This is a genomic window from Marichromatium sp. AB32 (assembly GCF_003718675.1).
GTDB lineage: Bacteria > Pseudomonadota > Gammaproteobacteria > Chromatiales > Chromatiaceae > Marichromatium > Marichromatium gracile.
On record NZ_RHFJ01000151.1, the window covers coordinates 1 to 398 of the forward strand.

Here is a 398-nt window from a genome sequence, read left to right on the forward strand (position 1 = left end):
TATTGGCATGGCCTCAAAGCCATTTAGATTGGGTTCGTCCGGGTATTATCATGTATGGTGTGTCGCCATTCGATGACAAAACGGCGCAAGATCTTGGGTATCAGCCTGTCATGACACTTAAATCCCACCTTATTGCGGTACGTGAAGTGAAGAAGGGTGAAAGTGTTGGCTACGGTGGTATTTGGACCAGTGAGCGAGATACAAAAGTTGGTGTCATTGCTGTAGGGTATGGCGACGGTTACCCAAGAAGTGCTCCAAACGGTACGCCGGTGTGGGTTAATGGCCGTAAAGTACCTATTGCAGGTCGAGTTTCCATGGATATGCTGACGGTCGATTTGGGACCAGACGCAACGGATAAAGTCAGCGACGAAGCGATTCTTTGGGGGAAAGAGCTCCCA

General features: G+C 49.5%; 1 protein-coding gene. It reads left to right on the forward strand.

Annotated elements, in window-relative coordinates; genetic code table 11:
• The coding region (gene alr / locus EBL85_RS16935; RefSeq protein WP_123143516.1) for an alanine racemase at window positions 1-398 on the forward strand (398 nt) is incomplete at both ends.